Consider the following 18,798-nt stretch of genomic DNA (forward strand, 5'->3'; position numbering starts at 1 on the left):
TATTGAGTACCGAAAGAAGAAAAAGTAAAGGAGCGTTGTCTATGGATATTCAAGTAACACAAGAAACAGGTCTAAGCCTTGCAATGGATATTCTGGCTGACATGATCGTTCGCTACTTGAACATACAGGCCCCGCCGCAGGTGAGGGCCGCCGTGCTCGAGCTGATGGAGCGCGAGGAGGAAGATCGTCTGCACTGGGAGTTGACCGCCGAGCTTCTCGGGACGAAGGACTTCCGGCTAGTGTCCTGATGTTCCTGTCCGGTTCAAGAGCCGCCGAATACCGCCGGGTCAGCTTGGAAAGGCAGGCCACCCACGGATTTAGCCTCCAAGGTCAGCACGAGGCCATTTCCAAGATGTGCGATGCAAGCCGCATTCCATTGGTTGCCGATTACGTGGATGCTGGCATTTCGGGGAAAGATGCGACAAACAGGCCCGGAGTTGACAAAATGCTGCGCGATGCGGAAAGGGGGCACTTTGATGTTCTTGTCGTGTGGTCGATAAGCCGATTGGCCCGGAATTTTCTAGACTTGCTGAACATCGTCGAACATCTTCGGCACTGCGGTGTCCGTTTGTACAGTCTCAGCGAGCGTTTTGACAGTGAGACTATTCAAGGAAGGCTGATGATGCAGGTCCACGGCATTTTCGCCGAGTTTCAGCGGTCGGTCATTGCCGAAAATGTCAGCTTGACCATGAACCGCAAAAGCCGCAGAGGGGATTGGAACGCAGGCAACAACGTGTGGGGCTACCGCCTCTCCAGCAATCCTCTCGATCCCAAAGGGACTATTGTCATTGTGCCTGAAGAAGCCGATTGGGTTCGCCGAGTCTTTAAATGGTATGCCGAAGATTCTCTGGGCTACAAGGCAATTGCTTCAAGGCTTAACCGGGAAGGCCTGAATACTGTTAACGGAAAGCGTTTCTCGGTGGCTTCAATACGGAATATCTTGCGCAACCGTAATTACCTTGGTGAAGTGAAGTACCGGGAATGGCCCGATCCATCCGGGCAAAAAACGACAGCGTTCGGTTGGACACAAGGTCCACAGCCTCCATTGATCGAACCCGCTCTATGGGACAAAGTCCAGGCCAGCCTTCAAAAAAGAAGTGCTATTCCAAGCAAGCAAATCCAGCGTCCCTTCCCGTTGGTCGGTGTTTTGAAATGTCCGTCTTGCGGAAAAGGCATGATTCCAGGCCATACTAAGAGTCCGAGAAAAGACGGAACGTTCCGAGTGAACTTTTACTATGTTTGTGGGACCTATAATAACCAAGGTGCAGGGACATGCAAGCGAAATGCCGTTCTGGCGGATGCTATTGAGGATTGGTTCTTCAAGCGGCTTCATGTGGCTCTTGAGGGAACGTTGGCTTTTGAGCCGCTGAGCAGAGCCGTGCAGGATAGGCTCGATCACCGCACTCAACCTTTACGACGGGAGCTTCTGCAGGTCAGTCACTCTCTGGCTGATACAGAAACGGAAATACGCAAACAGATGTTAAGTTTTGAGTCGGGAGAATTGGATGCCGCTACACTGTCTGAGAGTTCAGGACGGCTCAAAGCACATCTCCTCCAATTCCGGCAAGAGAAGGAACGTTTGGAAACCGAGATGGCCGAAGCCCAGCGTCAGCGCATTTCCGACAAGCAAATCCGGGAAGCGCTGGCTGTGCTCCGCTCCTTGCTGCAAGATCAGCCTCCGGGGCGACAACAGGAGTTAATCCGATTGTTGGTTGAGCGAATTGACTTGGTCTCCAACCGTAATTTTTCGCAAGCCGTGATCCACGGCAGTCCTGCTCTTTTTCAAATTCCTATTTCTGAGGAGGTATTATGACACCGCGATTACACACCACCGGGCCTCCGTCGCCCTTTCGAAGCAAGCGAAGTAAATCCCGAATTGACATTGATCAAGATCGACGCGTGGTGACCGCCATATATATCCGGGTGAGTTCCGTCCAGCAAGTCATTTTTGGTAATTCTCTGGAAGCTCAAGCGGAATTACTGCTTAAATTCTGCGAAGCTACGGGCAGAACGGTCTTCCGGGTATACGAAGACAGGGGCATCAGCGGTAAGAGCGCCGAGAACCGTCCGGGGCTGCAAAGACTGATATGTGATGCCCGGGAAGGACACTTCAATGAAGTTCTGGTCTGGAAGATTTCAAGGTTGGCCAGAAATAACTTGGAATTTTTGACACTCACCGAAGAATGGAAGGGACTCGGTATCTTCTTTCATTCATACTCCGAGCAACTCGACATGTCCACATTTCAAGGAAAAATGATGGCATCCATCATGGGTACCCTCAACGAAATGGAACGGGAGTCAATCCTGGAGAACGCTGAACTCGGCATCCATCAGCGGGTTTCCGAGGGAGGCCATATGTCCAAACCCCCTATTGGCTATCGTCTGAGAAGCAATCAGACCTCCGGACGGAAACAGGCGGGCACAGTGGAGATTGAGCCCACCGAAGCAGCCTTAGTCCAACGTATGTTTCAGCAATTTGCCTCCGGGCACGGCTACCGATATATCGCCAACGGACTGAACCGGAGCGGCTACCGGACTAAAAAGGGCAATCCCTTTTCCACCTGTGCCGTTAAGGATATTTTGGATAACCCGTTCTATATCGGTAAAATTCGCTACGGCCGGTTTATTAACTGGAATGAGCAGCGGCGCAAGGGAAAGAACGACGAACCCGTGATTGCCGATGGTCAGCATCCGCCCATCATTGAGCAGGCACTCTGGGACAAGGTCCAATTCCTCCGGCAGAAAAAATCGCACTTGTCGGTCAAAAAGTATCAGGGAGACTTCCTACTGACCGGGCTGCTTCGTTGCCCGCAATGCGGTTCGGCAATGACAGCCAGCCGCACCAACAATAAGGATAAGAACGGTAATCTGGTTATTCGTCTTTATTATTCTTGTTCGGCCATGAGAAGTAAGGGAAGCTCCGTATGCAGCGCCAACAGTGTCCGTAAAGCAGAAGCAGAGCAATATGTGTTTGATCGTTTGAAGGAAGTCATCGACAAGCCGCACATTCTGCGGGGAATCTTACAAAACGTCAACGCGCGGAGAAAAGGGGGCTCTGGGTCTCTCCGGCAAGAGCTTATCACTCTGACCGCGAAACTGGAAGATAACTCGGTCAAGCGGCAGAGGTATATGGAGCTGTTCGAGACTGAGGATTTCGACAAAGAGATGTTCTCCCGTCGCCTGAATGAACTGGAGGAAGAGTTTTCCGAGTTAGATTACCGCCGGGTTCAATTGGTAAGAGAACTGGAGAGAAGCGGCGGCGAGCCCATCGATTACGACACGTTGCGAACTTTGATCGGCCATCTGGAGGGCTTGCTCCGCTTGTCTGACACCGAGCAACGTAAGACACTGCTTCGGATGATGGTGAAGAAAATAACGATCGGTCCTGACAAAAGGATAGACCGGATTGAATTGGCTTTTGACGAGGAGAGCCAAGAGCATTTTTTAAACGCAGCCCCTTCTGGCGTGAACGCGCCGGAAGGGGCATTTTCTTTGAAAGGAGGTGAAACACTAAAGGGAGGAGTGACGGTGGTAATTTGATTTAGAACATTAGACAGTTGAAAATCTTATACTGGGAATAAGTATCGTGTCAATTATTTCCAAACACGTGAGCCCCTCCGCTCAAAATCGAATGAAGGGGCTCAAAAGGATAAGCGACATCAAGTGATTTCAGCATGCACAGTTCATACCTCTAAATCTAGAGTCTATGCACTATAAGGGGCATGATTGTTTTCTCTGGCATAGTGAACTCAAATTTTTGGGATATCAGTCCTGCATTAAGCATGTAAGTTTCTTCTGCTTCCAGTATGCTGCTTATTGCAAATTCGGAATACATCGTTCTTGCCAAAATATATTCGATGATGTCTTCTTCATCAATGCGTGTTGACCCTTCTTCCACTTCTGGACGTTGATCCATTACTAAGCCCTTTTCCTCTAAGAAATCCAACTCCGTATTTAATACGGTTTGTACTATGAATAACGGGTAGTTCGTTTCCTTTGCGACATACTGTTCCATTTCCTCAACATCCAAAACTCTCTCTTCCATTACCTCCAGCTCCTTCGTCATGTTGATAGATTAATAGTTTCAACTTAGGATATGACGAGAAATCGGAAATGTTCCGGAAAATTATATTATTTTAGCGATTGATCGAAGAATTCACAAGTTAGACTCAATTTAAAATGAAGGAACAAAAAATGAATGGCGCTAAATCAATTGTTCCCTCATGCATTTCCTCCCAGCATAATAGGCATAGATTAATATTAATACAGAAATAATAATCCCCCTGAACCAATACTCTGTTAAAAATACGACCAGAGGTGGCACAACAATAAATATTATAAATGTACTCCAATTTTTTAGAGAGTGTTTAAACCTCTTCTTTAGAAAACCTTCACTAATAACAAGATATAAAGTCATAAAATAAAATAACACGACGATTATTAAAGAAAAGATGGATATTTGTTCGGTTACGGAAGAAGCACCTATTATTAAAGTAGTGCCAAAAACTAGCATTAGTAAAATCATTAAATTGAAATAAGTATGGATCAAGGGAATTCCAAAAGGAGCAATCTTTGTTTTTATGTATAAATCAATACTGGACAATATGTCTTTATCCGTTTTGAAAGTCACTGAGTCAGTTTGCATTAACTTAAGTCTGTATATTTCATTCTCGACCTCTTTATGAAACTTAAGTAACAAATCCTTTTTTAGGGCTTCGTCAGTTGTTTCTTTAAACTTGATGTACTGTTTTAGTAAATCGTAGGTCATCAGAGAGGATGCTTTTGACATCTTTTCTGTAACAGTAAAAAGATCGGACCTCTCATTAGAATATTTGTATATCTCAAATTCTAAATCAGAGTAAGCTTCAAGAGCTTTATCAATTCGTTGTTGATTAGATTTACTACTTTCAAGGAAATTATTTCTTAATTCTTTATACATCCAAAAAACCAAAACTGTAAGAATAATCACAATGGCAGCAGTTAATGAATCCGGAAACATAGATTTTATGAATTCGATGGTATAACTCATTTTTTCACCCCTTTTATTTATAACTACGTACTAAAAGTTATTTTGTTCCATTAAAAAAGAGAAGCAACATGCTTCTCTTTTCTATATCTTTGAACTTCTGATTTAGTTTTGAAGATTTCCTAAATATCTCAGCTTGATAATGGAATCTCCTCTTCTAAGGGATAATGTCCCTGGATTCAATTCACAAAGAGCTTCTACGTCCTTAGGATTCAAGCGAACGTGTTTTTGAACCAATTCAAATCCATCGATACCCGATTGTAATATAGCCTCAAACGCTTTTTTAAACAACGTTGGGTATGGAACAGGTAGTACATCGTCAAGCGGTTCTTTATGTCTCATTTTGCGCATAGAGATTTGCTTTTGCAATGATGTATACCGACTAGCCGATAATATCCCTAAGTCCTTGGCACGGTGTATCATTGCACCAATGGAAACGCGCCAATACTTCTTTAGTTCAGTATAACCATCAAGCGTTGTTTCACTTGTAACCATGGAGGAGAATGCATCCTCTGGTAAAAGAAAAGCCGAGGCGAACTGATGGGCCTGATTCTCCATTATCTTGAACTCTTCTTTAGTCAAACTATCCTGATTATGAATATCTAAATGCATCAGCAAATGTCCTAATTCATGAGCAGCATCAAAATGCCGTCTAGCAGCAGATTTCTTGTCTTCTCCAAGTATTACAAATGATCTACCCGATCTGGGCTGGCAAAACGCATCTACCTTCACATCTCCCAGTTCAACTGAAGCTACAATGATGCCATTGCTTTCTAAAACGTTGACTAAGTTATTAATCGGCTTGTCGCCGAGTTCCCAATGATTTCTCATTGTGATTGCCAGTTCCTCTATCCTGTCTGAATCCCATTCTCCTTCCGGAAAATCCGAAAGATCAGGCAGATTTAGTGAAGGAAACTCAACATATTGATTGAGAACAGAATAAACCTTCGAAACCCACCCTGCACGTTCCTTTTGCATCTCTCTGACTCGTTTCGGAATCGAAGTTGAAGCCCGAAAAAAGGTGTTTCCAACGTATTGCTCCTCTTCAGCTTCAAAGAAATAACCTTTTGGAAAATCCAGTGTGTTTATAATGAGCATCATCGTCTCAGCTTTAGGGATGGCCTGCCCTAATTCAAACTGTGATATAGCTTGTTTACTGACTCCAATCCGCTCAGATAATTCTTTGATAGTGTACCCCCGAGCAATTCTAGCCGAGGATAACCGCTTAGGATTAAATTGTGTTTGCATCGTCATCACTCATTTTATTTGCTCTATCCTTATCCTTTTTGATGGTCACGTTCGGAGTATCTTGATATTCCTTGACTTGAGATGTATCTATTCTCAGCTTACGCCGCTTCTTCAATTCAATAGGTGCCTTAATCTCAAGTTCAGTGTCCTTAGATAGACTATACTCCTTTAGTAAGTCTATGTTGTCACAAAAGATATAACGTTCCTGATCAGGAGTTAAGGCAGCAAGTCGAATAGATACTTTAGGATCAGTGCCGTCGTAAATCAATAGCAAACCGAAAGGAATATCTTTTATATTTGATGGAATCTCAGGCTCGGTTACTAACGAAATTCCATTGTCAAAATCAATATAGGTTTGAAAATCGACTTCTGATACCATTCCGCGATCCTTCATTATTGCAAGATTGAACGCGGAAATATCACCACGATATCGACTTGGTTTAGGTAGTTTTGCATGAGAAAGAAGATGGATCGGTATCAGATTAAGGTTTAGATCTTCAAAGTGAACGACAACATAATCAAAATTGCCCCCAGCTCTTTTCTTTCTTGCGGACATTCTCCATTCCTTTGACAAACCATTCACAACCTTAAGAATGGCATTCATTACATCCTGCCGACGAACAAAAGGCTTGGCATCATCAACAAGTTCAGGATTGGGGGTATTCTCTTGTAAAGCTTTGATGACCTCAACCGTTGCTTTACTTAATACATTAATCCGTTCATAGGTAGGAACCAAGCTGTTCTTGTAGAATGAAGCCAGTTTCATTTATACCGCCGCCCTTGTCACTGGTAATATATTCTCATTAAATATATTACTTTCATCGACATTTTGTCAAGTGAATAAGGTATTAAAGATTATTGCTCCTGACATAACATTCTGAATTCCTTTAGAGTTTGATGTTGCCCAATTAATTGAAGGATTCATTGCACATGTACCGAATCTATATATTAAAGATTGTAAAGGAGCGGACAGAATGAATATTTTCAAGGCACTAAGTATGGGAAAAGGACGACTAAACGAAGAAAATATGAGTGCGATGCTCGGATACTTACTCTCACCCAGGCAGCCACATGGATTAGGTGATTTATTTCTCAAGAGATTTTTAAGTACGCTTAATAACTTTGGAGGATGTAACGGTAGATTTGATAATGTATTAGATACAAAAAATCCGCTGGAAGCCGAGGTTTTACTTGAAGAACCTTATTCTTATTTAGGTAAGAAGTGGTTTGTAGACTTGGTGATTCAAATATATACTAAGGGCAGCTCGCTCAATGAAAAAAATGAGGTTCACCGCATAATTATTGAAAATAAGATCCATCCCCAATCTTCTAACTTTATACAACTAAAGAGTGAATTTTTAGCAGTATTAGAGGACTTAAAGAGCCAACAAGCTCAGAACACCACCGATATTACTATGGTGTTCCTGACCCCTGATATTACAATTGGGCCACTACAATCCGAGTTCAGCGCTCTGCTAGATAGTGATTTAGAAAACCATCGGAAGGCTTGGTTAAAGTGGACTGGTGACTCCTCTATTATATCCATCATCCGCTCAGTACTTAAAGATGAGTCCATTGGGGATATAGATCCAATCTCTGACTACATGAGACATACTCTTAAAGCATTCATTCGACATGTTCTTGATAGTCAGGAGGAACTTAAAAATCCTTCTACAATAAAATCGAATGATCCAGGAGAGATCAAAGAATTCGTTCTTGCACGTATGGATGATGTCCTTTACCGCATTGAACAGTACGACAGTTCAACAATCAGGGTATACAATCTAGAAACCCAAGAGAATGAGGTTGCTTTGCCGATGCTAAAAAGGATCAATATTGAATTGCAGCTCGGATTGGACACCCATTTTTCCAGTGGACAACCTAAAAATACTCGCCACCTAGGAAAGGAAATCATTCGCTCCTTGAAGGAGCAAGGAAAGGCTGAATCAAACCCCTCGACTTAATTTTAAGGTTATCATAAATGATAATTTGGACCTGCAAACAGGCATTGTTCGATTCAAACTACCTTACTGGCACTTCCCAAAGAGCCTGGAGGCCCCGTTCCGCGCCCGGCAAACGCCTAAGGCCGATTTTTTCGCCTCATTTATGATACGGTTCCCCCCGATTGATCTTCACCGCCCGATAAATCTGCTCCACCAGCACCAGGCGCATGAGCTGGTGGGGCAGCGTCATGCGCCCGAAGCTGAGCGTCTGCTGCGCACGGCTCAGGACCGCATCGGAGAGCCCGTGGCTGCCTCCGATGACGAACACGACATGGCTCGTCCCGTAGGTGCCGAGCCTGTCGAGCTCCCCGGCAAGCTCCTCCGAGCTCCAGAGCTTGCCGTCGATAGCGAGCGCGATGACATGCGCGCCCTCTTTCACATGCGCGAGGATGCGCTCTCCCTCGCGCGCCTTCACGCCCGATACCTCGGCTTCGCTTAAGGTATCGGGCGCTTTTTCATCCGCTACCTCGATCATCTGGAATTTGAGGTAAGGCGTAAGCCGCTTGGCATATTCCTGGATGCCCTGAACCAGGTATTTCTCTTTCAATTTGCCGACCGCAATGAGCTGAATGAACATAAAGATCCGAACTCCCCTTTCTACGTCCTCTAATGATAAACAAGGTCCGATGAATACACAAACACGGATCTTTCCTTAACTTAAGTCAAGGAAGTCCCGTTTCCTCCTTAGTACAATGTAACCACGAAGAATTCTTAAGAGGAGGGTTATTCGAATGTCGACTCCAGCGGCCCGGGCTGCCGGGATTTCACTCATTTTGATGGCGGCTGCCGCCGCATTCTCGTACGGATATGTACATGGAGGTCTGGTCACGGAGGGAGACCCGGGTGCTACATTTGGCAGCTTGACCGCCGCTCCCCTGCTGTTCAGGGTTGAGATTTTGGGATGGACCCTGATTATGGTCTGTGACATCGTGGCTGCATGGGGATTATATAAGGTGCTGAAGCCGGTGCAACCGGACCTGTCCCTGCTGGGCGCATGGCTGCGCCTCTCGTATACGGCGGTCTTGGCTGTCGCCGTCTCGAGCCTTGTTGTGGTTTCCCTGATTACAGGCAGCGGAAACGGGGCATTTCCGGGCTTCACGGCCGGTCAGCTGGAGACGGAGACGATGCTGTTTCTGCGGGTTTTTGAAGCGGTATGGTCGGTTGGTTTGATCATTTTTGGCGGGCATCTTCTGATTGTGGGGGTTCTGGCTCTCCGGACAGGGAATATACCGAAGATCATCAGCGTACTGCTGCTGTTGGCCGGGGTGGGTTATATCGTCATCCATGTGTGCCGCACGCTTTGGCCTGAAGCCGAGAGTCTTGTAAAGGGGCTGGAATGGGTGTTTATGCTGCCGATGACGGCCGGGGAATTGGGCTTTGGGATCTGGCTGTTGTTCAGAGCTCCGTCTCCGCGCGTTCGCGGTGAAGCCGCTTCTTGATCCGGCTCAGCGACTCCGGCGTCATGCCGAGATAGCTCGCCAGCTGATGCTGAGGGACACGGTCGATGAATCCGGGTCTTCGAAGAAACAGGGTCTTGTAACGCTCCTCGGGAGAAGAGGCGATAAAGGCGGCGAACTCCTCCTTAACCTGACCGAAACTCTCCTCAATCATCCGGCGCGTCATCGACTCCAACTGCGTGTATTTGGCGTACATCTCCCTCTCGGTGTCCAGCCGGCCGACGACCAATACAGAGTCCTCCAGACAGGTCAGGGTGTAATCCGACGATTTATCCGGCTTATGTACGTTGAAGATGGCGATCGCCTGCTCCTCCGTGTAGAAGTTCGAGGTCATGTCCCGCCCCATCACATCCACCGCATGCTGCCGGACGCATCCCTTCAGGACGAAATAGCATTTGCCGGGAATCTCCCCCTGCCTGTGCAGAACGGTTCCCTTCTTGTATTCTTCTACCTGAATTTCATCCAGAATGGCGTGCTGCTCTTCTTCGCTCAAGGAGGTCAGCCGGGTCATATATTTCAGTAAAAGATGCTTCATTTTTTCCAGCCTCCCTCCTTCAATGTAGAAGTTACCGCGTTCAGGGCACCTCAAAATTACCCGAGTGAAAGTGGTTGTAGTACCGCCCACTCTCCGCCGTAAATTTCAGCACGCAGTAGTCCGGATCGGTCACGCCGAGCGGATAATAGTCCGTATCGCCCTCACGCCAGATCAGGTCTTTGGATTCCTGGTCCTCCAGCACCTCCATCGTCTCTCTCAGCATAACGCCCTTAGTTGTACATTACTCACCTTTACGTAGGCGGGAGAATACCATGCCTTTGATAATATCGTGTGTCCTCATATGAAAGTGTTGGTCTTGAGACTAGCTAAGCTCCTTATCTCTATGCTCCGCCAGCTGCACCTCAAAGCCATCCGGGTCCAGGATATAAAAGAACCGCAGACGTGGATTGGGCGCGACCGGCCCGCGGACAGTCGGGATGCCCTCGCTCTTTAGGTATTCCATCGCCTCATCCAGGGATTCCACCTCAAAACCAATGGACACACCGCATTCCGCCTTCAACACCGGCTCGCTTCCCTGAATCAGCTCAACCTTCGGCTGCCCATCCGTCCCCAGCATGGCGATTTGCCTGCCTCTGCTCTCGAATCTTCGCTGAATCGGGAGTTTGAGAATCCCGTGATAGAAGTTCAGGGACGCCTCCAGATCGCGCACCCGGAGTGTAATCCAATTCATGCTCAAATTCATGCGTGTATCCCCCTCTGTTGATTGTCCCATCCGCTAATATGCGATCAACCAAGAAGAAACGGCTGCACCGTCCTCTGGAAGAGGACGGTATCCGTTTCTCGTAGAAATATCAGGCCAAGGATAAGCGCGAAGCTTATACTTTCTGATATTTGGAAAAAGACGGCGGGAAGCCGTCTTTTTCTCTCCCATTTCTATTTACACCACCAAATACTCCGCGTTCTTCTCACACTCCGCGCATTTGGCCGGCGGGTCCCAGTCCGAGAATTCCGTATCTTTCAGATCCACGATGTCGGGCGCGTCCTCGTATTCGTCGACAAACATATCAATGGCCAGCTCCAGATGTTCTTTACAGACAACATACATGTAATGCAAGCATCCCTTTCCCTTAGCTCATTAAAGCGTAATACTCCTCTTACTGTTCTACCACAATTCCGCCGAAAAAGAAATCCAAATAACCCGCAAAAGCGGCCGCCTGACGCAACCTTGCCTTTACGGGTCTATGAATGGCCTTGCACTATAAAAAATACTTCGTTTTCGCTCAATTCGCCGAAGTGGCGCGCTGCGCCGCATACCCCGGCCGGTCGAGCTCATACAATCTGCGGTAGCGGGGCTCGGAAGCCATCAGCTCGGCGTGGGTTCCGCGCATTTCGACTCTGCCATTCTCCATAAAAATCACCTCGTCCATCCGCTCTGCGCCGACGAGATGATGGGTCACCCAGATCAGCGTCTTGTCCTCCATTGCGGCAAAAATCGTCGAAAGCAGCTCCCGCTCGGTGCGCGGGTCAAGGCCGACGGTCGGCTCGTCGAGCAGAACGACCGGCGTGTTTTGCAGCAGGATGCGCGCCAGGGCGATCCGCTGGCGTTCCCCGCCGGAGAAGCGCTGGCCTGCTTCGCGCACCCGCGTGTCGTAACCTGCGGGCAGACAGGCGATCAGATCGCCCAGCTTCGCCAATGCTCCCGCTTTGGCGATATCCTCCTCCGAAGCATCCGGGTCGCCGAGGCGGATATTGTTCGCCACTGTTGTGTCGAACAGATGGGGGCGCTGGTTCAGCACGGAGATTATGGATGGAATCCGATCTCCATAGGAGGCGGCATCCCGGCCGTTAATGGTCACAGCTCCTGCGGTGGGAGCAATCGCCCCCTGGATCATCTTCAGCAGCGTCGATTTGCCTGCCCCGCTGCGGCCGATGATGGCGATTTTTGCGCCCTGGGGGATGTCCAGCGCCAAGTCTCGGACCGACCATTCCCCCGCTTCACCGTAACGGTAGCTTGCATTGTGCAACGATATATGCGCCGAATGACCTTCTTGGCCATTGGCCACAGACAGGTCCGAAGCAGCGCGGCTGGAATCGCTCCCGACTACACCACCAGCCTCAGACTGCTCCAAATTAGCGCTGCCCGATTCGCCGCCGTCTGCGCCACCTGCCTTAGACAGCGCTGAATCTCCTCCATCTACACCATCGGCCTCAGCAAGTTTTGAATCTCCCTCATATGACGTGTTACCCGCCTTTTCGCCACCCGCCGCCAACTCCGTTGGCCTCTCCTCCACACTAGCAAGCCGTTCCAGCGAATTGCGGTACTGCGGGATTTTTTCGATGGCCTCGGATATCGGCAGGAAAGCGTCAGCGACCGGAAAGACCACCAGGGCGAAGGCGGCGATCAGCGTGCCGGGAATGGCCCCCTGTGCGAACTCGCCTCCCGCCCACCAGATCATGGATACGACACCGATGCCGATAACCGTCTGGCCCAGGAACATGCGCAGTCTTGCCCAGCGCCGCAGAGCGGCATCTGTACGGGCGACCGCCCGCTCATCCGCTTCGTACGTTTCAACGAACTGGCCCTGCCGTCCGCTGATCATCCAGTCGCTCATGCCGAGCACTGCGTCCGTCAGCTTCTGGTACAGCCGGTTCCGTTCCTGCTTGATTTCACGCTGGCGCTTTTGCGTCAGCAGCAGCGAAACAAGCGGCAGCACGGCGACCAGCACCAGAATGTACAGGCCGACCAGCACCGCGAAGCGCACATCGAATGTACCGATGGCTATAACCGCCGCCGCGTAAAGAATCAGCGCGATGACGGCGGGGAATACGGTGCGCAGATACACATTTTGCAAATACTCAATATCGTCGGCCAGCATGCCGAGAATATCGCCCGTGCGGAAGCGCGAGGACAGGAATAATGCCTGCGGTTCCAGGATGCGGTACAGGCGCTGGCGCATTTTGGACAAAATCCGCAAAATCGTATCATGCCCGACCAGCCGCTCTACATAATGAATGACCGCCCGGCTTGTGCCGAACGCGCGCACGCCGACAATCGGAACATAAATCATCAGGATGTTCTCCGGCGGAATGGAAGCTTTGGAAATCAAAAAGCCGGAGGTATACATCAGGGATGAAGCCGAGAATATCGTCAGCGCGCCCAGCAGGACAATCAGCAGGAAACGCCAGAAATAGGACGACACATATGGAGCAAACCAGCCTTCCCGTTTCAATGAATCCCCTCCAGTTGCGCTTCTACAAGCTCGTAATAGGTTCCTTTGCGTTCAAGCAGCTCCTGATGGGTGCCCACTTCAGCAACCCTGCCCTGCTTCATGACAATAATAACGTCCATGTCCGACATCCAGTGCAGACGGTGCGTAGCCAGAAAGACGAGCTTGCCCTCAAACAGCGGCAGCATCGTTTCCTTCAGCTCATATTCCGTCTCGATATCCAGATGCGCCGTCGGTTCATCCAGCAGCATGATCGGACGGCTGCTCAGCAGAGCCCGCGCCAGCGCGACCCGCTGCTCCTGACCGCCGCTTAAGGAACGTCCTCCTCCGCCGATCATCTCGTTCAATCCGTCAGGCAACGAGTCGGCAAGCGGCGACAGTCCGGCGGCAGCGACTGCCCCTGCAACGGCATCCAGCGAGGCCTCCGGGTAATAAAACCGGACATTATCCGCCAATGTTCCGCTGAAAATGTACGGCCGCTGCGGAATATACGATGTCTGGCGCCGCCAGGTGTCATCGGTCAGCGCGCTTACTCCGTATCCGTTAATCTTTATACTGCCTTGGCTCGGATGCAAAAACCCGGCCAGCACATCGATCAACGTCGATTTTCCGGCTCCGCTCTCACCGATGATGCCGATTGTGCCGGTGCCGGTGAACTGCAAACTAATCTCCTCCAGCGAGGAAGGGCCGTCTTCTTCATGCCGTATGCCGATACCTTGGAGAGACAGCGAACTGCTGTCGGTCCAGGCAAATACAGAATCCGGCAATGCCGAAACGTCAGGACCGGAGGCTCCTGTTGCGTTCCCGCCGCCAGACGGATTCGTACCCGGTTTACCCGCCGCCGACGAGGCATACGCCGTGTCCTCTTCCCCGGAGAGGTCTTCCGGCCGCCCCTCATCTCCTGCCACAGCTTCCGAAGAAGATGGCGCCGAATGCTCCAACGCCACCGCCTTGACCGTCTCCCGGTCGATGATGCTTTTCATCGCTTCGCCCGCCTCCTTGCCGTCAAGCGTGGCGTGGAAGTCGGCGCCGACGAGCCGAACCGGCAGGAAATATTCCGGTGCGAGGATCAGGATCATCAGCCCCGTCACAAGCGTCATTTCGCCGTTCACCAGCCGCAGACCGAGACTGACGGCCACGGAAGCGACGGACAGCATCGTGAAGAAATCAAGCGCAAACGAGGACAGGAACGCGACCCGCAGCGTCCGCATCGTTGCCGAGCGGTAGCGGTCGCTCACCTCGGTAATGGCCTCGCTGTGGTCCTTGCTGCGGCCAAGAAACTTCAGCGTCTCAAGTCCCCGCAGAGAGTCCACAAAATGATTGGACAGCGTGCGGTACGACTCCAGCTGCCGGTCCATCTGCTTACGCGCCGTCATGCCGATCAGAATCATGAACACAATGATAATCGGCATCGTCAGAGTCAGTATAATGCCGCTCATTCGATCCTGCGTATACACATAAACGAGCAGCAGCGCAGGCGTTACCGCCATTCCAACCATGCGCGGAATAATCAGCTCCAAGTAGGTACGAAACTTGGTAACTCCCTCCAGTACGAGCGTCACCAGGGTTCCGGTTCCTTGATCCCCAGCCATTCTCGGCCCCAGCCGGAACAGCCTGTCCATCATCTCACGCCGCATGGCGCTGCCCGTCTTCTCGGCGAACCGATACGAGATGCTGCTCATCAGCAGCCCGCAGGCATGCCGCACCAGAAACGCAAGAAGGAACAATAGCGCAGTGCCCCATTGTTCCTTCAGCGGATTGCCCGCGAACAGCGCGGAGATAACTTCTGCCAGCGACGTGGCCAGCAGCAGGATGGACAAGCTTTGCACCAGGGTAAGGAAGCCCACCGCCAGAAAGACCGGCCTCACTCCTTTATACCCAAGCAAATTTCTATCCATTAATATTCAAGAGTCTCCTTATCGCTAAGCCGTTTATGGAAGATAAAATAGCTCCAGATCTGATAGCCCAGCACGAACGGCAGCATGGTCAGCGCCACGATCGTCATCACTTTAAGCGAATAATGACCGGATGCGGCGTTCGTAATCGTTAAGTTGTAAGCTTCGCCAAGTGAGCTGACCATAACCCGGGGGAACAGGCCGACGAATACTGAGATTACCGAGAGGCCCAGCACCGCGCCGGTCATGCCGAATGCCCAGCCGTCACGCTTGCGCTTGCAGAAGTAACCCGCCAGCACGAAAGCGACAACTCCGAGAACCACAATGGCCCACAGCAGCGCGCCGCGCACGTCGAAGATATCCGTCTGGAAGTAAGTCATGATGACAAAAGCCAGCAGCACTACGCCCGTCGGTAGCAGCAGAGCGCGTGCCCGCTTGCGCGCCCGTTCCTGAAGCTCACCGAAGGTGCGAAGCGCCGTGAACAGGAGGCCGTGGATGTTGCACATCAGAACGACCGCAATACCGGCCAGAACGGTATAGACATTGACAATGTCCCCGAAAAAGGCTGCGTGCATCTGCATGTCGCCGTCAATCGGCAGACCTTTGATGAAGCTGGCAAACACTATGGCCAGCAGGAAAGGCGGCAGGAAGCTGCCAATGAGGATCGACAGATCCCAGGTCGTTCTCCAGCCCGCTGATTGCGCTTTGCCTCTGTATTCAAAGGCCACCCCGCGGAGAATCAGACCGAACAAAGCGAATACAAACGGTACATAAAATCCGCTGAACAGCGTCGCATACCATTCGGGGAAAGCGGCGAACATCGCCCCCGCCCCGGTAATCAGCCATACCTCGTTCGCATCCCAGAAAGGACCGATGGAGTTAATCATAACCCGGCGCTGCCTTTCGTCCTTCGGGAGCATTTGAGACTGCATTCCCACACCGAAGTCGAAGCCTTCCAGGAAGAAGAATCCGACGAAGAGAACCGCAATCAGCACAAACCAAAGTTCATTAAGTGAGAGCATGGTGTCCCTCCTTTTTGTTATAAGGGTCCGTCGAATGTGAGTCTTCGTCGATGGCGTACGGGCCTTTTTTGATAACTTTGACGAACAAATAGATTAGCACAATAAACAGAGCCGCATAGATACCGTTGAAGGTAATGAGCGAGAATAATACCTGGCCTGCTGTAATATTGGGCGAGATGCTTTGCTCGGTGGTCATCAGACCGAATACCGTCCACGGCTGACGACCGAATTCCGTCATGAGCCAGCCCGCCGTATTGGCGATCGGAGGCAGCAGCAGTCCGGATAAGCAGATGCGCATAAACCGGGTGTTCGGCTGATCGAATTTCTTGCGCCACATCAGATACACGGCCCACAGTGTAATGAAAATCATGGCCATACCTGCCGCAATCATGATCCGGAAGCTCCAGAAGGTCGTACGTACTGGCGGTATGTAATTGCCCGGACCGTATTTTTGTTCATACTCGGCCTGCAGCTCATTCATCCCTTTGACTTCACCGGAGAATTTGCTGTAGGAGAGGAAGCTGAGCGCGTATGGTATCTTAAGTTCGTGAGTGCTTACCATATTCTCAGGATCAATATTGGCGACTACCGTCCACGGCGCAGGGTCGCCGCTCTTGCCCCACAGGCCTTCGGAAGCGGCCATCTTCATTGGTTGGGTCTTAACCAGGTATTGCGCCTGCCAGTGGCCGGCGAAGGCAACGCCGATCGAAGAGATAATGCCGACGATCGCCGCAATTTTGAAAGACTTTTGAAAGAACGAGACGTCTTGCTTTCTCAGCAGCTTGATTGCGCTGACACCGATAATCAGAAAGGCTCCGGTGGCAAAGGCTCCCAGTACGGTATGCGGAAATTCAACCAGAACTTGACCGTTGGTGATCAGCGACAGAAAATCGTTCATCTCCGCGCGGCCGTTGTTGATGGTGTACCCTACAGGATGCTGCATAAAGGAATTCGCCGCCAGAATCCAGAAAGCCGACAGCGTGGTGCCAATCGCAACAAACCAGATAGACAGCAGATGGATCTTCTTGGAGACCTTGTCCCAACCGAAAATCCAAATCCCGATAAACGTCGATTCCAGGAAAAACGCGAGTAAGGCTTCAACCGCAAGCGGAGCCCCGAATACGTCCCCGACGAAGCGCGAGTAGTCCGACCAGTTCATCCCGAACTGGAATTCCTGCAAAATCCCGGTCACAACCCCGATTGCAAAGTTAACCAGGAAGAGCTTTCCCCAAAATTTAGCCATTCGCTTGTACTCTTCGTTGCCGCTGCGTACGTACATCGTCTCCATAATCGCGATGATGAACGACAATCCGATCGTCACCGGCACAAAGAAAAAGTGAAAAATCGTTGTCGACGCAAACTGCATGCGCGACAGCATAAGTGTGTCCATGTTTTCCCTTCCTTCCCCCCGTTTAGTTGCTTATATTTTGTCAAAATTTTAAGATGTGAATTGTGATTTATGTCACACTATAATCCGCTTTTCCAGCATAAAAATCAATAAATTTGTGACATTGATCACAAATTTTTCGACAAAAACAAAAAAAATAAGACGGTTTTCCGTCTTAAACCTTTTCGGCTTATAAATCTATACTATACTTGTACCCTTGACTTGCACCCTTAAGAAATGGAAATGCCCTTTTTCAGCGATTTGGGATCGCCGTTGGAATTGAACAATTGTGGAAGCATTCTCATCCCCTGCTCCATTGGCGCGTGACATAGAGGGCAGGTAGGCGCAACATCAAACGAAAAATTATCTCTCATCCAGCCGTTGCAATCATCGTTCGTGCAGGACCATACGGCCGTATTCTCTTCCGGTATTTCTTCCAGCGGTTTCTTCCGGTAGTTCAATGCCGTTCCCTCCATTTCTCTACGTGCAAAGGTTGGTATAAGGTTTAAAAAAAGACCGTCCCGACTCTTCTCAAGCGGGACGGTGTTTGGTTGATTTACAGTTTTACAACGTTCTCGGCTTGTGGTCCACGGTTGCCTTGAACAACGTTGAATTCAACGCGTTGGCCTTCGTCCAACGTTTTGAAGCCGTCGCCGGTGATTGCGCTGAAGTGTACGAATACGTCGCTTCCGCCTTCAACTTCGATAAAGCCAAAGCCTTTCTCTGCGTTGAACCATTTAACTGTACCTGTTTGCATGGTGTATGCCTCCAAAAAATAAAATTAACATGTTATTTTTATCTTTGAACAAAGAAAAAATTCACACATTGAGAAAGGCTGTTCTTACCAACTTGACAACCCTTCTCAATGTGAAAATTCAAGTTCCAAATTAGATTATGATTAATATCATAGTAACACATCGCGGCAGCAAAGGCAAGCTAACGACCGGTAAATTCTCCATTTTTTGCCGTAAAAGGCTGGCGCTCCAATCCTGCACAGCCAGCCTTTTCTTCGGCGCTTTAGTATTATATCCTGCAAG

20 protein-coding genes are annotated in these 18,798 nt (G+C 49.6%); 5 read left to right on the top strand and 15 right to left on the bottom strand.

Going from position 1 to position 18,798, the window contains the following annotated elements; translation table 11 throughout:
- Positions 1-35 precede the first annotated feature (35 nt).
- From EH198_RS20830 to EH198_RS20840, 3 genes are read left to right on the top strand one after another with little or no spacing between them, the layout of a single operon-like run.
- Positions 36-248, top strand: coding sequence for a hypothetical protein (locus EH198_RS20830; protein WP_148091525.1), 213 nt, complete (start codon positions 36-38; stop codon positions 246-248).
- Positions 248-1,813, top strand: a complete 1,566-nt coding sequence (locus EH198_RS20835; RefSeq protein WP_124697459.1) for a recombinase family protein — start codon at positions 248-250, stop codon at positions 1,811-1,813. Before EH198_RS20830 ends, EH198_RS20835 begins: the two co-directional genes overlap by 1 nt.
- Positions 1,810-3,540, top strand: a complete 1,731-nt coding sequence (locus tag EH198_RS20840) for a recombinase family protein (RefSeq protein WP_124697460.1) — start codon at positions 1,810-1,812, stop codon at positions 3,538-3,540. The genes EH198_RS20835 and EH198_RS20840 overlap by 4 nt, the downstream gene beginning before the upstream one ends.
- 157 nt (positions 3,541-3,697) lie before the next feature.
- On the opposite strand, the gene EH198_RS20845 is transcribed toward EH198_RS20840, so the two are convergent.
- The 4 genes from EH198_RS20845 to EH198_RS20860 all read right to left on the bottom strand — a co-directional run bounded on the left by EH198_RS20845 (position 3,698) and on the right by EH198_RS20860 (position 7,040).
- Complete coding sequence (locus EH198_RS20845) at positions 3,698-4,066, bottom strand: hypothetical protein (protein ID WP_185703005.1); 369 nt, start codon at positions 4,064-4,066, stop codon at positions 3,698-3,700.
- Positions 4,067-4,204: 138 nt separating this feature from the next.
- Positions 4,205-5,029, bottom strand: a complete 825-nt coding sequence (locus EH198_RS20850; protein WP_124697462.1) for a hypothetical protein — start codon at positions 5,027-5,029, stop codon at positions 4,205-4,207.
- A 102-nt stretch (positions 5,030-5,131) separates the two neighbouring features.
- Positions 5,132-6,280 (bottom strand): helix-turn-helix domain-containing protein, encoded by a 1,149-nt coding sequence (locus tag EH198_RS20855; RefSeq protein ID WP_124697518.1) that lies wholly within the window; start codon positions 6,278-6,280, stop codon positions 5,132-5,134.
- Positions 6,258-7,040, bottom strand: coding sequence for a hypothetical protein (locus EH198_RS20860; protein ID WP_124697463.1), 783 nt, complete (start codon positions 7,038-7,040; stop codon positions 6,258-6,260). The genes EH198_RS20855 and EH198_RS20860 overlap by 23 nt, the downstream gene beginning before the upstream one ends.
- Before the next feature lie 208 nt (positions 7,041-7,248).
- On the opposite strand from EH198_RS20860, the gene EH198_RS20865 reads away from it, so the two are divergent.
- Complete coding sequence (locus EH198_RS20865; RefSeq protein ID WP_124697464.1) at positions 7,249-8,238, top strand: PD-(D/E)XK nuclease family protein; 990 nt, start codon at positions 7,249-7,251, stop codon at positions 8,236-8,238.
- A 136-nt stretch (positions 8,239-8,374) separates the two neighbouring features.
- On the opposite strand, the gene rlmH is transcribed toward EH198_RS20865, so the two are convergent.
- Positions 8,375-8,854 (bottom strand): 23S rRNA (pseudouridine(1915)-N(3))-methyltransferase RlmH, encoded by a 480-nt coding sequence (rlmH, locus tag EH198_RS20870; protein WP_124697465.1) that lies wholly within the window; start codon positions 8,852-8,854, stop codon positions 8,375-8,377.
- Between the two features lie 154 nt (positions 8,855-9,008).
- Between rlmH and EH198_RS20875 the strand changes: the two genes are divergently transcribed.
- On the top strand, positions 9,009-9,716 hold the full coding sequence (locus EH198_RS20875) for a DUF4386 domain-containing protein (protein WP_124697466.1): 708 nt from the start codon (positions 9,009-9,011) through the stop codon (positions 9,714-9,716).
- Here EH198_RS20875 and EH198_RS20880 read toward each other — a convergent pair.
- The 10 genes from EH198_RS20880 to EH198_RS20925 all read right to left on the bottom strand — a co-directional run bounded on the left by EH198_RS20880 (position 9,673) and on the right by EH198_RS20925 (position 18,518).
- Complete coding sequence (locus EH198_RS20880) at positions 9,673-10,269, bottom strand: Crp/Fnr family transcriptional regulator (protein ID WP_124697467.1); 597 nt, start codon at positions 10,267-10,269, stop codon at positions 9,673-9,675. The two genes, EH198_RS20875 and EH198_RS20880, sit on opposite strands and share 44 nt — an antisense overlap.
- Positions 10,270-10,309: 40 nt before the next feature.
- Positions 10,310-10,492, bottom strand: coding sequence for a pyridoxamine 5'-phosphate oxidase family protein (locus EH198_RS20885; RefSeq protein ID WP_221621557.1), 183 nt, complete (start codon positions 10,490-10,492; stop codon positions 10,310-10,312).
- Positions 10,493-10,591: 99 nt separating this feature from the next.
- Positions 10,592-10,972: a VOC family protein gene (locus EH198_RS20890; protein WP_124697468.1), complete on the bottom strand. Its 381-nt coding sequence runs from the start codon at positions 10,970-10,972 to the stop codon at positions 10,592-10,594.
- A gap of 195 nt (positions 10,973-11,167) precedes the next feature.
- Positions 11,168-11,335, bottom strand: coding sequence for a CxxH/CxxC protein (locus tag EH198_RS20895; protein ID WP_084065344.1), 168 nt, complete (start codon positions 11,333-11,335; stop codon positions 11,168-11,170).
- A gap of 175 nt (positions 11,336-11,510) precedes the next feature.
- Positions 11,511-13,460, bottom strand: coding sequence for an amino acid ABC transporter ATP-binding/permease protein (locus EH198_RS20900; RefSeq protein WP_124697469.1), 1,950 nt, complete (start codon positions 13,458-13,460; stop codon positions 11,511-11,513).
- Positions 13,457-15,355, bottom strand: coding sequence for a thiol reductant ABC exporter subunit CydD (cydD, locus tag EH198_RS20905; protein WP_124697470.1), 1,899 nt, complete (start codon positions 15,353-15,355; stop codon positions 13,457-13,459). The genes EH198_RS20900 and cydD overlap by 4 nt, the downstream gene beginning before the upstream one ends.
- Positions 15,355-16,374, bottom strand: a complete 1,020-nt coding sequence (gene cydB / locus EH198_RS20910) for a cytochrome d ubiquinol oxidase subunit II (protein ID WP_124697471.1) — start codon at positions 16,372-16,374, stop codon at positions 15,355-15,357. The genes cydD and cydB overlap by 1 nt, the downstream gene beginning before the upstream one ends.
- A complete protein-coding gene (locus EH198_RS20915; protein WP_124697472.1) occupies positions 16,361-17,764 on the bottom strand; it encodes a cytochrome ubiquinol oxidase subunit I in 1,404 nt (467 codons plus the stop codon). The genes cydB and EH198_RS20915 overlap by 14 nt, the downstream gene beginning before the upstream one ends.
- Before the next feature lie 227 nt (positions 17,765-17,991).
- Positions 17,992-18,222, bottom strand: coding sequence for a cold-shock protein (locus tag EH198_RS20920; RefSeq protein ID WP_124697473.1), 231 nt, complete (start codon positions 18,220-18,222; stop codon positions 17,992-17,994).
- A gap of 95 nt (positions 18,223-18,317) precedes the next feature.
- A complete protein-coding gene (locus tag EH198_RS20925; RefSeq protein ID WP_019914582.1) occupies positions 18,318-18,518 on the bottom strand; it encodes a cold-shock protein in 201 nt (66 codons plus the stop codon).
- Between the last annotated feature and the right edge of the window lie 280 nt (positions 18,519-18,798).

The sequence above is a fragment of the Paenibacillus rhizophilus genome (assembly GCF_003854965.1).
In the GTDB taxonomy this organism is placed as follows: Bacteria; Bacillota; Bacilli; order Paenibacillales; family Paenibacillaceae; genus Paenibacillus_AQ; species Paenibacillus_AQ rhizophilus.

Excerpts from the sequence above, each read along its gene's own strand:
- cydD (WP_124697470.1), bottom strand. The coding sequence starts at position 15,355 with ATGGATAGAAATTTGCTTGGGTATAAAGGAGTGAGGCCGGTCTTTCTG.
- EH198_RS20915 (WP_124697472.1), bottom strand. The coding sequence starts at position 17,764 with ATGGACACACTTATGCTGTCGCGCATGCAGTTTGCGTCGACAACGATT.
- EH198_RS20890 (WP_124697468.1), bottom strand. The coding sequence starts at position 10,972 with ATGAATTTGAGCATGAATTGGATTACACTCCGGGTGCGCGATCTGGAG.
- EH198_RS20840 (WP_124697460.1), top strand. The coding sequence starts at position 1,810 with ATGACACCGCGATTACACACCACCGGGCCTCCGTCGCCCTTTCGAAGC.
- EH198_RS20850 (WP_124697462.1), bottom strand. The coding sequence starts at position 5,029 with ATGAGTTATACCATCGAATTCATAAAATCTATGTTTCCGGATTCATTA.
- EH198_RS20845 (WP_185703005.1), bottom strand. The coding sequence starts at position 4,066 with ATGACGAAGGAGCTGGAGGTAATGGAAGAGAGAGTTTTGGATGTTGAG.
- EH198_RS20835 (WP_124697459.1), top strand. The coding sequence starts at position 248 with ATGTTCCTGTCCGGTTCAAGAGCCGCCGAATACCGCCGGGTCAGCTTG.
- EH198_RS20895 (WP_084065344.1), bottom strand. The coding sequence starts at position 11,335 with ATGTATGTTGTCTGTAAAGAACATCTGGAGCTGGCCATTGATATGTTT.
- cydB (WP_124697471.1), bottom strand. The coding sequence starts at position 16,374 with ATGCTCTCACTTAATGAACTTTGGTTTGTGCTGATTGCGGTTCTCTTC.
- EH198_RS20865 (WP_124697464.1), top strand. The coding sequence starts at position 7,249 with ATGAATATTTTCAAGGCACTAAGTATGGGAAAAGGACGACTAAACGAA.
- EH198_RS20855 (WP_124697518.1), bottom strand. The coding sequence starts at position 6,280 with ATGACGATGCAAACACAATTTAATCCTAAGCGGTTATCCTCGGCTAGA.
- rlmH (WP_124697465.1), bottom strand. The coding sequence starts at position 8,854 with ATGTTCATTCAGCTCATTGCGGTCGGCAAATTGAAAGAGAAATACCTG.
- EH198_RS20875 (WP_124697466.1), top strand. The coding sequence starts at position 9,009 with ATGTCGACTCCAGCGGCCCGGGCTGCCGGGATTTCACTCATTTTGATG.
- EH198_RS20860 (WP_124697463.1), bottom strand. The coding sequence starts at position 7,040 with ATGAAACTGGCTTCATTCTACAAGAACAGCTTGGTTCCTACCTATGAA.
- EH198_RS20925 (WP_019914582.1), bottom strand. The coding sequence starts at position 18,518 with ATGCAAACAGGTACAGTTAAATGGTTCAACGCAGAGAAAGGCTTTGGC.
- EH198_RS20880 (WP_124697467.1), bottom strand. The coding sequence starts at position 10,269 with ATGAAGCATCTTTTACTGAAATATATGACCCGGCTGACCTCCTTGAGC.
- EH198_RS20885 (WP_221621557.1), bottom strand. The coding sequence starts at position 10,492 with ATGCTGAGAGAGACGATGGAGGTGCTGGAGGACCAGGAATCCAAAGAC.